Raw genomic sequence first — 13,108 nt, forward strand, 5'->3', positions numbered from 1 at the left:
GCGCCGGCGGGCCGGGGGGCCTGCGCCGGCGGGAGGTCCCCGGCGGGCTCGAAGGCCTCCTCGGCGCGGGCGCCGGGCTTCTTCCTGAATGCGGGCTTCTTCATCGCGGGTCAGCTCCCCGATCCGTGCTGGTGCGGGTACCGGCCGGTGCCGTCCGGGTCGTTCGGGTCGTAGTAGGGCTCGCCCTGCTGCTGGCCCGGCAGCCAGGGCTGGTGCTGCTCGGGCTGCTGGTGGTGCTCGGGCTGCTGGTACGGGTCGTAGCCGTACTGGCCCTGCTGCTGGTACGGGTCGTAGCCGGACTGCGGGTAGGCCTGCTGCGAGCCGTCGTACCCGTGGGCGTCGTACCCCTGGCCGCCGTACGGCGCGGTCGCCGGCTGCTGGGCCGGGTACTGGTCGTAGCTGTACGGGTCGGCGTGCTGGTACGTCTGGTACGGGTCGGTGTACGGCTCGGCCTCCTGGACGGCGGCGGCCGCCTCGACCGCCCCGCTCACCGGTTCACCGGCCGGCTGGGCCGGGGTGGCCCCCGGCCGGCCCTCGTACACCCCGGGCTCCTCGGCGCCGGGCTCGGCGCCCTCCCCGCGTTCGGCCATCCGGCGGGCCCGGCGGCTGCCGGGGACGGGGGGCTGCGCCTGGGCGGCGGCCAGCGCGGCGGCGGCCACCACCTCCTCGGGCAGGTCGTCGTCCTTGTTGCTGCGGCGGCCCGGCAGGGCCAGCACCAGGACGGTGAGGCCGAGCAGCACCTGCACCCAGATCCAGCCGGTGTGGGCGAGGCTGCCCTCCCGGGTGACGGACAGCTTGCCGCCGGAGGCGGGGAGCTTGAAGCCCTGGGCCCAGCCGTCCACGGTGGTCGGCTCCAGGGCGGTGCCGTCCAGGGTGGCCTTCCACTCGGGCGCGGCGGACTCGGCCAGGCGCAGCACCCGGCCGTCCGGGCCGGCCGGCAGGGTGGTGGCGAGGTCGCGGACCCCGGCCGGGACGACCACCGGGGTGGCGCCGGGGGAGGTGATCACCGCGCGGACCGCGGGGACGCCGGCGACCTGCCAGAGCGCGGCGTCGCCGTCCTGGTTGGCCTTGACCAGGCCCGGGGTGGTGTCCAGGACGTCCTTGAAGGCGTCGATCGCCTGGCGCTCGACGAGGACGTACGCGATGCCGTAGCCGGCCAGGGCGTTCGCCTGGTCGGCGCCGGAGCCGGCCAGCAGGCTGCCGACCATCCGGTTCAGGCCGTCCTGGGTACCGGTGGCCGGGTCCACGGTGGACTCGGCCTGGCCGAGCGTCAGACCGGCGCCGCGCACCACGGTGTAGCGGACGGCGCCCTTCTCCCCGGTGACGACGAGGGTGCGGGACCGGTCGGTGGTGCCGGCCTCCTCTGCGATGAAGGCGGGCACCTGGGCGGCGCCGCCGCGGTGCAGCGGGCCGCCGGCGCCGGTCAGCGCCCACCACAGGCCGGTGCCCAGCGGGGCGAGCACGGCGGCGGCCACCACCAGGGCGGCGACGGGCTGGCGCCAGCCGAAGGCGATCCCGGCGACGCGGGCGTTGGCGCCGTCGGCGCCGATCGCGGCGGCGGCGAGCAGGGCGATGCCCGCGATCAGGCTGGCCGGGCCGGCCCAGGCGGGCACGGCCGGCCCGCCGGAGGCCGGGGTGACGGAGGTGCCGGCCACCACGACCGCGAAGACCAGACCGGCGCCGGCCGCGCCCCAGGCCGCGAGCACCGCGCGGCGGCGGTCGGCGCGCAGCAGGGCGGCGAGCGCCGCGAGCACCACGCCGGCGGAGAGCCAGACCGGCGGCACTCCGGCGCCGCCGGGGTTGACCAGCAGCAGGCCGGCCGCGCTCGCGCCGGCGCCGTGCAGGCCGGGCAGGCCGGCCTCCAGCAGCAGCCACTGGGGGTGCGACAGCACCTTCAGGGACCACGGGGCGAGCACGGCCACCGGCACCGCGAGGATCACCAGCACGCGCAGGCCGAGCAGCCGCAGCGCCGTACCGCCGGAGCCGAAGGCGCCGCCGCGCAGCACCGCGACGACCAGCGTGGCCAGGCACAGCGGCAGGGCGAGGGCCCAGGTCAGCGGGACGAAGGCGGTGGTCAGGGTGAGCAGCAGGACGGCCATCCAGACCGGCCGCCAGCCGGGGCGGGCGCCCTTGGCCGCGCTCTCCTCGCGGATGCCCAGGCCGGCCGCGATGGCGGCGGCGCGGGCCAGCGGGGGCAGCAGCACCGCGAGGACGGCGGTGCCGATCCGGCCCTGGGCGAGCGCACCGGTCGCGGCGGGCAGCAGGGCGTAGGTGGCGCTGGCCCAGGCGCGCACCAGCTTGGAGTCCAGCAGCGGCCGGGACACCAGGTAGGCGCTGACCGCGGCGAGCGGCACGGTGAGCACGACCAGCAGGGTGAGCGCGAGGTCGGCGTGGCCGAACAGGAGCCAGGAGAACACCGCGAGCGCGCCGAGGTACGGCGGTGCGGCGGCGGTGGAGCCGGTGCCGATCGGGTGCCAGGCGTCGGCGTACATGGACCACAGGCCGCCGGCGCCGTCGGAGGCGGGCAGCAGGGCGCCGCCGAGCAGGTCGCCGCCGCCGAGCAGGCTGCGGCAGGCGACCAGGGCGAACACCAGCAGGGCCGCGAACAGCACCGGTGCGGGGCGCCGGGCCAGCTTCTTGAGCAGCGCGAACTGCTCGACGACCAGGTCCTCGGCGTCCTCGTCGCCGCCGGCCTCGACCGTGCCGTGCCGGCCGCCGGAGTCGTCGCCGCCCCCTATCCCGAGCGAGCCGATGACGCCTTCGACGGCCAGCCGGGTGGTGGCGCCGGGGGCCGGGAAGAGCGTGCGGTCGTCCAGGGCGTCCGCGGCCCTGGTCCGGGCGCGGCGTTTGCGCGCGGCCAACAGCCTCGGGAACCGGACCAGTTCGTGGCCGAGGCCGGCCAGTTCGTCGAACGCCTGGCGCGGGTCCTTGCCGAGCAGGTTGGTGACGGCGCGCACCAGGGTGCCGAGCACCAGGCGCAGCAGCACGTACGGGAAGAGCGCGCCCTTGCAGTTGGCGAGCAGGGTGTAGACGGAGCCGGCCTTGTCCACCCGGTGGGGGTGGGAGGGGCCGCAGTCGATGGCGCGGCGCTCGCGGCTGGCCGCCTCGGCGTGCCGCAGCACGGCGTCGGGGGCGACCACCACGCGGTGGCCGGCGGCGTTGACCCGCCAGCAGAAGTCGGTGTCGTCCCGCATCAGCGGGAGGGCCTTGTCGAAGCCGCCGAGCTCCTCGAAGACGTCCCGGCGCACCAGCATGCCCGCGCTGGAGACGGCGAGCACGGGGCGGACCTGGTCGTGCTGGCCCTGGTCCTGCTCGCGGCGGTCCAGGCCGGTCCAGCGGCGGCCGGAGTGGGCGATGGTGACGCCGACCTCGAGCAGCTGGCGGCGGTCGTACCAGCTGCGCAGCTTGGGGCCGACGACGCCGGCGCTCGGGGTGGAGTCGGCGACCTGGAGGAGGCGGCGCAGGGCGTCGGTCTGCGGTTCGCAGTCGTCGTGCAGCAGCCAGAGCCACTCGACCGGCTCGGTCTCGCGCGGGCCGCCGCGGCCGAGGTCGTCCTCCTGGGCGAGCGGGTCGCCGAAGTCGTCCCAGCCGCCGGTGACCGGGTCGTAGCCGGACGGGTCGAGCCGGTACGGGAGGTCCTCCGGGCGCAGCGGCGGGCTGTTGAACACGGCCTCGGCGACGGCGGTGCCGAAGCCGGCGCGGCGGCCGAGCACCAGGGGGCCGCTCTCGGGCAGCCAGTCGGCCAGGGTGTCGGCGAGCAGTTGCGGGGAGTTGTCGGTGGACCCGGTGTCGACCGCGAGGATCCGCTGGACCTGGCGGTCCTGGCCGAGCAGGCCGGCCAGGGCCTGCGGCAGCCAGCGGGCGCCGTCGTGCGAGACGATCACCGCGGTGACCAGGTGGCGCGGGTAGGCGGGCGGCCTGGAAGCGGTGAAGCCGCTCTGGTGGCTGTAGACGGTCATCGAGTGCGCGGGCCCCAGTTCTCGGTGGACACAGCCGGTGAACGGCAACCGGATGGCGCACCACACTAACGGCTCCGGATGGCCGCCTCGTGCGCGGTGCCGGTGCGGAGGCCGTGAAGAAGCGGGCGGGGGGCGCCGGGGACTCGCCCGGGAGCACGAAAGCGCCCCGCCACCGGGGCGAGGCGCTCGTACAGCTGCGTGGAGGTCCGTTCCGCCGGACCTGTCGGAGGGTCAGCGGGGCTCAGGGGCCGCCCCGGTCAGACCGCGCTCTTCTTGAGCCGACGGCGCTCCCGCTCGGAGAGGCCGCCCCAGATGCCGAAGCGCTCGTCATTGGCGAGGGCGTACTCCAGGCACTCGGAGCGGACCTCGCAGGCGAGGCAGACCTTCTTGGCCTCGCGGGTCGAGCCGCCCTTCTCGGGGAAGAAGGACTCCGGGTCAGTCTGGGCGCACAACGCGCGCTCCTGCCAACCGAGTTCCTCCTCGTCCTCCGCGATGCCGTCCCCGATCAACAGCTCAAAGAGCTCGCTCATGTGGCGCGCCTCCTCTGCCCCTACTTGGCGTCCCCGTGGTTGCCGTTGCCTCGTGCGGCCGACGACACGAGTGAAATTACAGTTGCGTCACTCTGGCCCAGTCAAGCCGAGCTCTGGTATTGAGGCCGGGATTCACTCCCTGGCACCAAGCGGTTACGAATAGTGTACATATCCGGACACATCGGACTTTCAGCTCGAAAGCTCCGGATGGCATCGAACCGTCGGCAACCATGCGCGGAATGACGCCAGGTCACCGTCACAGGCCGGTCATCGGCCTCCCTTCCCGGCGATCTTCCCATCGAAACATAGAGAGTGATGAACCAGCCCATCAGGGAAAGATCCGGACCTAATCCACCCGAATGCCGCATCGTCCGGTTTGACACCGGCCCCGCGGATGCGGTGTCCTTGCCCCTATGTCAGAGTTCGCCAGCCCCCGGAGCGGTTCCACGCTCCGCCGTGCCGTGAACTCCTGTTGTCGCCTCTGTTCCTGCTGTATCTAGGCGCCCGCGTCCCACCGCGCGCCGCCCCAGGAAGCACAGAGGCCGCCCGCGATTCCCGCCCCAGGACATCCCGGATCCGGCTGATCCCGCCGAACCAGCCGACTCATCCGAGGACGACTCCCGTGCGCAAGATCCGCATCCGCAAGCGGAACCGCGACCGCAACAAGCTCGCCCGCCTGGGCCTCGCCCCCACCCGCGCGCCCCGCTGGGCGGACGGGCTCAGCGACGTCTCCATCGCCGGTGACCCGCTCGCCTTCCCGCACCTCGCCCGGACCGACCTGCCCGCCCACCCGACCACCGTCGCCGAGTACGCCCGGCTGGTGCGCGAGATCGCCGCCGACCGCACCCGCTGGGAGCCGCTGGTCCGCTACGACGCGCTCACCCGCTGGTACGCCCGGCTGGAGACCGGTCCCGGCTACGAGGTCTGGCTGCTCAGCTGGCTGCCCGGTCAGAGCAGCGGCTTCCACGACCACGGCGAGTCCTCCGGCGTGCTCACCGTCGTGCGGGGCGAACTGATCGAGCGCTCCCTCACCCTCCCCCAGCCTTCGGCCGGGGAGACCCCCAGCGGCGCCGTCGCCCGCACCCTGCGCCCCGGCGGGCAGCGCGTCTTCTCCCCCGGTTACCTGCACGAGGTGGTCAACGGCGCGCTCGAACCCGCCGTCTCCATCCACCTCTACGCCCCAGGGCTGACCGCGATGAACCAGTACGGCGCCGCGACCGCCGTCCCCGAGCAGCACGCCGAACCGCACCCCCTGCCGCACGCCTCGCCGCACGCCGGACAGGACCGGCGGGCCCGGGCCGAACGGCAGTGAGCGCGGACTGACGAGGAGTCCGACCGTGGCAGGATGAGCGCATGCGCATCGTGGCACTGGCAGGCGGGATCGGCGGGGCGCGCTTCCTGCGCGGGCTCCTCGCGGCGGTCGGACCGCAGGACGAGATCACCGTCATCGGCAACACCGGCGACGACATCCACCTCTACGGCCTCAAGGTCTGCCCCGACCTCGACACCGTGATGTACACCCTCGGCGGCGGCATCAACGAGGAGCAGGGCTGGGGACGCGCCGACGAGACCTGGTCGATCAAGGCCGAGATGAAGGAGTACGGCGTCGGCCCCGAGTGGTTCGGGCTCGGCGACCGCGACTTCGCCACCCACCTCGTCCGCAGCCAGATGCTCACCGCCGGGTACAGCCTCAGCCAGGTCACCGAGGCGCTGTGCGTGCGCTGGCAGCCCGGCGTGCGGCTGCTGCCGATGAGCGACGACCGGGTCGAGACCCACGTGCGGATCACCGACGAGCAGGGCACCCGGGCCGTCCACTTCCAGGAGTACTGGGTCAAGCTGCACGCCGCCGTCGACGCCGAGGCGATCATCCCGGTCGGCGCCGACACGGCCGAGCCGGCACCCGGCGTGCTGGAGGCCATCGCCGCGGCCGACGTCATCCTCTTCCCGCCGTCCAACCCGGTCGTCTCGATCGGCACCATCCTGGCCGTCCCCGGCATCCGGGAGGCCGTCGCCGCCGCCCCCGCCCCGGTGGTCGGGCTCTCCCCGATCATCGGCGGGGCACCGGTGCGGGGCATGGCCGACAAGGTGCTCGCCGCCGTCGGCGTCGAGGCCGCCGCGGAGGCGGTCGCGCTGCACTACGGCGCCGCACTGCTGGACGGCTGGCTGGTCGACACCGCCGACGAGGACGCCGTGGCCGGCGTCGAGGCCGCCGGGATCGCCTGCCGGGCCGTCCCGCTGCTGATGACGGACGTCGACGCCACCGCCGAGATGGCCCGGGCGGCACTCGCCCTCGCCGAACAGGTCCGCGCGTGACCGCCTCGCTGGAGGTCCTGGCCGTCGAGGGCATCCCGGAGATCGACCCCGGGGCGGACCTCGCCGAGCTGATCGCCAAGGCCGGGACGTACCAGGACGGCGACATCCTGCTGGTCACCTCGAAGGTCGTCAGCAAGGCCGAGGGCAGGCTGCTGCACGCCGCCGACCGCGAGGCCGCGATCGACGCCGAGACCGTGCGGGTCGTCGCCCGGCGCGGACCGGCCCGGATCGTGGAGAACCGCAACGGCTTCGTGATGGCCGCCGCCGGAGTCGACGCCTCCAACACCGCCCCCGGCACCGTGCTGCTGCTCCCGGAGGACCCGGACGCCTCGGCGCGCTCGCTGCGGGCCGGGCTCCAGCGGCTCACCGGCCGCCGGCTCGCCGTCGTCGTCACCGACACCTTCGGCCGGCCCTGGCGCACCGGGCTCACCGACGTGGCGATCGGCGCCGCCGGGCTGTCCGTCCTGGAGGACCACCGGGGACGCACCGACAGCCACGGCAACGAACTGGTGCTCACCGTCACCGCCACCGCCGACGAACTCGCCGCCGCCGCCGACCTGGTGAAGGGCAAGGCCACCGGCGTCCCGGTCGCGGTCGTGCGCGGGCTCGGGCACCTCGTCACCGACGAGGACGGCGCCGGCACCCGGCCGCTGGTGCGGCCCGCCGTGGACGACATGTTCCGGCTCGGCACCTCCGAGGCGCTGCGCCAGGCCGTCACCCTGCGGCGCACCGTCCGCTCCTTCACCGACGCCCCGGTCGACCCGGCCGCCGTGCGCCGCGCCGTCGCCGCCGCGGTCACCGCGCCCGCCCCGCACCACACCACCCCGTGGCGGTTCGTCCTGCTGGAGTCCGCGGAGAGCCGCACCCGGCTGCTCGACGCGATGCTCGCCGCCTGGCAGCGCGACCTGCGCGAACTCGACGGCTGGGACGACGCCAGGATCGCCCGCCGCACCGCTCGCGGCGACGTCCTGCGCAACGCGCCGTACCTGGTGGTCCCCTGCCTGGTGACGGACGGCGCCCACCGCTACCCCGACCCGCGCCGGGCCGCGGCCGAGCGGGAGATGTTCACCGTCGCCGCCGGTGCGGCCGTGCAGAACCTGCTGGTCGCGCTGACCGGAGAGGGCTACGGCTCCGCCTGGGTGTCGTCCACCATGTTCTGCCGCGACACCGTCCGGGCGGCACTGGACCTCCCGGCCGACTGGGACCCGATGGGCGCCGTCGCCGTCGGCCGCCCGGCCGAGCCGCCCCGCGAACGGCCGGAGCGCAGCGCGGAGGCGTTCGTCGAGGTGCGGTAGCCGCCACCGCTGACGCCCTCGGCCCTCCGCTCTCCGCTCAGCGGTGGCGGTGGTCGTTGGGCGTCAGCCGGGGGCCGTAGCGGGGGGCGCGGGTGCCGATGGCGAGCAGCAGGCGGCAGATGCGGTAGCGGTGGGGCCGGTAGGGCTCCAGCAGGGCCAGCATCTGCGCGTCGTCGCTGCGGGGGCGACCGGCCAGCGCCCAGCCGACCAGGTTCGGCAGGTGGAAGTCGCCGACCGAGACGGCGTCCGGGTCGCCGTTGCTGCGCTGCAGGGTCTCGGCCGCCGTCCAGATCCCGATGCCCGGGACGGCCGTGAGCCGGGCGAAGGCCTCCTCGTGGCCCATCGCCGAGGCCTCCTCCAGCCGGGGCGCCAGCCGGACGGCCCGCATCACCGTCGCGGAACGCTTCGGGTCCACGCCCGCCCGGTGCCACTCCCAGCTCGGAACCATCGCCCACTCCCGGGCCGTCGGCGCCACCCACATGCCCGGGGCGGGGCCGGGCGCCGGGGTGCCGAAGTCCCGCAGCAGGGTGCGCCAGGCCCGGTAGGCCTCGTCGGTGGTGACCTTCTGCTCCAGGATCGCCGGGACGAGCGACTCCAGCACCAGACCGGTCCGGGTCAGGCGTACGCCCGCGGTCCGGCGCTGGGCGTCCCGCAGCGGGCCGGGCGGCAGCACCAGGGCCTCCGGCTCGTCCTCGGCGCCCAGCAGCACCGGGAGGCGGTCGAGCAGCCAGTCCGCGGCCGGGCCCCAGGCCCGCGCCTCGACCTCGCCGACCGCCGGACGGGACAGCACCCGCAGGGTGCCGATGCCCGCCGGGGTGCGGGAGGCGCGCCAGACGGCGCCGTCACCCGTGGTCCGGTACGACGGGTCGGCGGGGCCCCGGCGCAGCGGCAGCAGGGTCCGGGCCGCGTCCAGCGGGAAGCCCGGCCGCCAACGCCGCACCGAGCCGCCGCCCGTACCGCCTGTCCCGCCCGTCACTGCCGTCGTCTCCGTGCCGCCGTCGTCCACCCTGGGATATGAACGATACGCGGCTGCCGGAGCTGCCCTCCCGGGGCGGGATCGCGGTGCGGGCGCCGGGGCCGGGGGTGGCCCGGCCGGAGGCGGTCGCGGGGATGGTGCCGGACGGCGCGGAGGGATCGGCGGGGAGGGGAACGGCCCCGGGTTCAACGCGGTGCGGACGGTGATCGCGGTGAACGCCGGGGCCGGGTGGTGGATCGCGCCGCTGCGGAACACTTCGGCGCGGTACGACCTCCGGCCGGACCGGGGGACGGAGCCGACGGAGGAGGTGCGCAGGTGGGGCGCACGGGGCCGGCGCAGGAGCCGTCCGGCCGGCGGGGGTGAGGACGGGGCTCAGCGGCCCTGGAGGTGGGCGGCCCAGGAGCGGATGTCGCCGAGCCGGGTGTAGAGCGCGTCGCCCGGGCACTCGGTGGCGAAGGCGTCCCGGTGGCCGGAGATCGTGTCGAAGGACACGACCGTGCCCTTGGGGTAGCGGCTCTGCGAGGAGCCGGACGTCAGGTCGGTGTGACCGGACGCGTCCTGGCCGGTCAGGCCGAGCTTCCAGGCCGCGATCTTGCTCACGCCGTCCACCAGCTGCTGCGGCGGGGTGTCGGAGGTGAAGGTCCCGAGCGCGGCGACGCCGGTCGAGTCCGTGTTGAAGCCGAGGGTGTGCGCGCCGAGGACGGGCTGGGCGACGCCGCCGGCCCGGCCCTCGTAGATGGTGCCGCAGCGGTCGACCAGGAAGTTGTAGCCGATGTCCCGCCAGCCGTTGCTCTGGACGTGGTACTGGTAGATCGCCCGGATCATCTGCGGTGCGTCACTGCACGCGTAGTCCGTGGCCGTGGCGGTGTGGTGGACGAAGACCGCCTTGACCGTCCCGGTGTAGACGAAGCCCGGCTCGCGCAGCGACTCGTCGGCGCCCCAGCCCGCCCGGGTGACGATGCCCGGGCGCGGCGCCTCGTGGTCGGCCGCCTCCCGGTGGGTCGCCGTTTCGCCCGGCAGGGTGCGCGGGGCGGAGGCCGGCGCGGAGGCGCCCTTGCCCGGGTCGACCAGTTCCGCGCGCAGCCCGGCGGGCAGCCCCTGCGGCCCGGGGGTGACCTCGATGGCCACGCCGTTGCTGGGACCGGTCCACAGCGGTGCCGTGGAGCCGCGGATGCCGGACCGGCCGTCCCGCTCGTCGGGGGCGTCCTCGCCCTCGACGTCCAGCCGGCGCCAGTCGCCCCAGGTGCCGGTGGCGAGGCTGCGGGTGCGGACCCGGATCGAGGTGCCGACGAGGGACTGCCGGGGGTCGTCCCAGCTCACCCCGACGAGCGAGAAGGGCTTGGTGGCGCGCTGGGTGACGCTGTGTTCGGCGGAGGCCAGCGACAGGCTCGTCACGGTGCCGCCGCCCGCGGAGGTCTGTTCGGTCGGCACCGGCTCCGCGACGGCGGCCGGGGCGAGGGTCGGGGGGAGGAGCAGGGCGGCGACGCAGCTCGCGGCGGCACCGACCAGAAGTGAGATACGCATAAAACGGATATTGGACGCAAATCTCCTCTGACGTCACATCGGCTTGCGCCGCTCGCGTGCGCCGCCCGGCGCCCCTCCCGGCCTCCCACCCGAAGGCCGTAGGCTGGGGCGCACCATGACTGCGCCATTCGCTGCCGATGCCCGCACCCCCGTCGAGCTGCTGCACGCATACCTGCGCGGCGGCACCCCTTCGGTCGATCCCGCGGCCCCGCTGGTCACCTTCTACGACGACGCCACCGGCGAACGGGTGGAGCTGTCCGCCCGGACCTTCGACAACTGGGTCGCCAAGACCGCCAACCTCCTCCAGGACGAACTCAACGCCGGTCCGGGTGACCGCGCCGCGCTCCTGCTGCCCGCCCACTGGCAGAGCGCCGTCTGGCTGCTGGCCTGCTGGTCGGTCGGCGTGACGGCGGTGCCGGCCGGGGACCCGGCCACCGCCGACCTGGTGGTGAGCGGCCCGGACGGCCTGGAGGCCGCCCACGCCTGCGAGGGCGAGCGCGTCGCGCTCGCGCTGCGCCCGCTCGGCGGCCGCTTCCCGCAGCGCCCGGACGGCTTCCTCGACTACGCCGCCGAGGTGCCCGGCCAGGGCGACCGCTTCGCGCCGTACTCCCCGGTGCCGCCGGACGGGCCGTCGCTGGAGACCACGGTGGACGGGCTGCCGCTGAAGCTGACCGGCGAGCAGACCGTCGCGCTGGCCCGGGAGGGCGCCGCGCGCCTCGGGCTGGAACCCGGCGGGCGGGTCCTGTCCACGCTGTCCTATGACGACTGGTCGGGTCTGGAGGCCGGCCTGCTGGCCCCGTTGGCGGCCGGCGCCTCGGTGGTGCTGTGCCGCAACTCCGAGGGTCTGAGCGCCGACCAGTGGGAGAAGCGGGTCGAATCCGAACGGGTGACACTGCGCCTCGGCTGACCCCCGGCGACGGCCCGGCGGGTAGGGATCCCTGCCATGGCCGAGGACGACACCGAGCACCCCCCGACCGACGACGCTCCCCCGACGGACGCTTCTCCGGGCGGGCCGGAACGCCCGCGCAGGCGCCGGCGGTGGCTGATGATCACCGCCGGCGTCGTCGCGTTCCTGGTGGTCGCCACCGGGGTGCTGCTGTACGTCGCCTACCGCAAGCTCGACGGCAACATCCGGACCGACTCGGCCACCGACAAGCTGCTGGCCGAACTGGAGGCGGAGCGTCCGAGTCGCACGGCCGGCGCCAAGGACGCCCGGAACATCCTGCTGATCGGCAGTGACGACCGCTCCGGCGCCAACTCGACCTACGGCGGCCAGGCCGGCACCCAGCGCTCGGACACCACGATCCTGCTGCACGTCGCCGCCGACCGGAAGCACGCGACGGCGGTCTCCGTCCCGCGCGACGTCATGGTCACCGTGCCCGCCTGCGAGAAGGCGGACGGCAGCCGCAGCAAGCCGGCGGTGATGCAGTTCAACTGGGCCTTCGAACTGGGCGGTCCGGCCTGCTCCATCCGCACCGTCGAGCAGTTGAGCGGCATCCGGATCGACCACTACCTGATCCTCGACTTCCACGGCTTCAAGACGATGGTGGACGCGATCGGCGGCGTCGAGGTGTGCGTGGCGCAGCCGATCCACGACAAGGACGCCAAGCTCGACCTGCCGGCCGGCCGCCAGGTGCTGCACGGCGAGCAGGCCCTCGGCTACGTCCGGGCCAGGGAGAGCCTGGGCGACGGCAGCGACACCCAGCGGATGGGCCGTCAGCAGCAGTTCCTCGCCTCGCTGATCCACAAGGTGCAGTCGCAGGGGGTGCTGCTGAACCCGGCGAAGCTGTGGCCGGTGCTGGACGCGGCCACCTCCTCGATCCAGGCGGACGCCGGCCTGTCCTCGCTCGGCGCGCTGTACGACCTGACCCAGGACCTGCGCGGCATCCCGTCGCCGGACGTGGCGTTCCTGACCGCGCCGCGCCGCCCGTACCACTACGACTCGGACCGGGACGAGTTCGTGCAGCCGCAGACCACCCAGCTGTTCACCGCGCTGCGGGACGACCGGCCGATCACCGTCCGGCCGCCCGGCCCGACGCCCACCGCGGGGGCCAGCCCGTCCGCCGGCGTCGAGGCCGGCCCGGCGACCGCCGGCGCGGGGTCGGACCGGGTGGCGCCGTCACCCTCCGCGAGCGGCTCGCCCACCTTCGAGGGACGGACGGCCGACGTGGACCCCTGCGCCCCGCACTGATCCCGGCGACGCCGCAGGTCGGCGCCGCCGAGGCGGAAAGCGGCCGGAATTGCCGGACCGGATCCCGACTTTGCCGATCCCTTGCCAGCGCATGACGGAAGTCACAACCGGAACGATTCCCCCGTTCGGCTCGTCTAGTGTGTCCGGATCGGCCCGTCGGAGCGGGCGGGCCGGAGCCGTGACCGGTCCGAAGATAGGGAAACCCCGTGTACGAGGAGCAACCGGAAACCGGTCAGTACCGGGTGGACCGGGGCGCCGGGATCCCCAGGCAGCGCCCGTCCGACGGCGATGCGGCGGCCGGGCCGGCCCCGGCCGGGGTG

9 protein-coding genes are annotated in these 13,108 nt (G+C 75.0%); 5 read left to right on the forward strand and 4 right to left on the reverse strand.

Going from position 1 to position 13,108, the window contains the following annotated elements; genetic code table 11:
* Positions 1-110: 110 nt before the first annotated feature.
* Both ABT247_RS25320 and ABT247_RS25325 read right to left on the reverse strand, forming a co-directional pair.
* Positions 111-3,959, reverse strand: coding sequence for a glycosyltransferase (locus ABT247_RS25320; RefSeq protein WP_350746226.1), 3,849 nt, complete (start codon positions 3,957-3,959; stop codon positions 111-113).
* Positions 3,960-4,216: 257 nt separating this feature from the next.
* Positions 4,217-4,489 (reverse strand): WhiB family transcriptional regulator, encoded by a 273-nt coding sequence (locus ABT247_RS25325; protein ID WP_030062195.1) that lies wholly within the window; start codon positions 4,487-4,489, stop codon positions 4,217-4,219.
* Positions 4,490-5,165: 676 nt separating this feature from the next.
* Here ABT247_RS25325 and ABT247_RS25330 point away from each other — a divergent pair.
* From ABT247_RS25330 to ABT247_RS25340, 3 genes are read left to right on the forward strand one after another with little or no spacing between them, the layout of a single operon-like run.
* Positions 5,166-5,801, forward strand: a complete 636-nt coding sequence (locus ABT247_RS25330) for a cysteine dioxygenase (protein ID WP_350746243.1) — start codon at positions 5,166-5,168, stop codon at positions 5,799-5,801.
* Between the two features lie 41 nt (positions 5,802-5,842).
* Positions 5,843-6,802: a 2-phospho-L-lactate transferase gene (gene cofD / locus ABT247_RS25335; RefSeq protein WP_350746231.1), complete on the forward strand. Its 960-nt coding sequence runs from the start codon at positions 5,843-5,845 to the stop codon at positions 6,800-6,802.
* Positions 6,799-8,097: a coenzyme F420-0:L-glutamate ligase gene (locus ABT247_RS25340; RefSeq protein ID WP_350746234.1), complete on the forward strand. Its 1,299-nt coding sequence runs from the start codon at positions 6,799-6,801 to the stop codon at positions 8,095-8,097. The genes cofD and ABT247_RS25340 overlap by 4 nt, the downstream gene beginning before the upstream one ends.
* A gap of 37 nt (positions 8,098-8,134) precedes the next feature.
* Here ABT247_RS25340 and ABT247_RS25345 read toward each other — a convergent pair whose 3' ends face one another.
* Complete coding sequence (locus tag ABT247_RS25345; RefSeq protein WP_392905274.1) at positions 8,135-9,073, reverse strand: DNA-3-methyladenine glycosylase family protein; 939 nt, start codon at positions 9,071-9,073, stop codon at positions 8,135-8,137.
* Positions 9,074-9,445: 372 nt separating this feature from the next.
* A complete protein-coding gene (locus ABT247_RS25350) occupies positions 9,446-10,597 on the reverse strand; it encodes a peptidoglycan recognition protein family protein (RefSeq protein WP_350746236.1) in 1,152 nt (383 codons plus the stop codon).
* A gap of 115 nt (positions 10,598-10,712) precedes the next feature.
* On the opposite strand from ABT247_RS25350, the gene ABT247_RS25355 reads away from it, so the two are divergent.
* A complete protein-coding gene (locus tag ABT247_RS25355) occupies positions 10,713-11,504 on the forward strand; it encodes a TIGR03089 family protein (RefSeq protein ID WP_350746238.1) in 792 nt (263 codons plus the stop codon).
* 36 nt (positions 11,505-11,540) lie between these two features.
* Positions 11,541-12,788: an LCP family protein gene (locus ABT247_RS25360; protein WP_350746240.1), complete on the forward strand. Its 1,248-nt coding sequence runs from the start codon at positions 11,541-11,543 to the stop codon at positions 12,786-12,788.
* The last annotated feature ends 320 nt before the right edge of the window (positions 12,789-13,108 follow it).

Source organism: Kitasatospora sp. NPDC001539 (assembly GCF_040298565.1).
In the GTDB taxonomy this organism is placed as follows: Bacteria; Actinomycetota; Actinomycetes; order Streptomycetales; family Streptomycetaceae; genus Kitasatospora.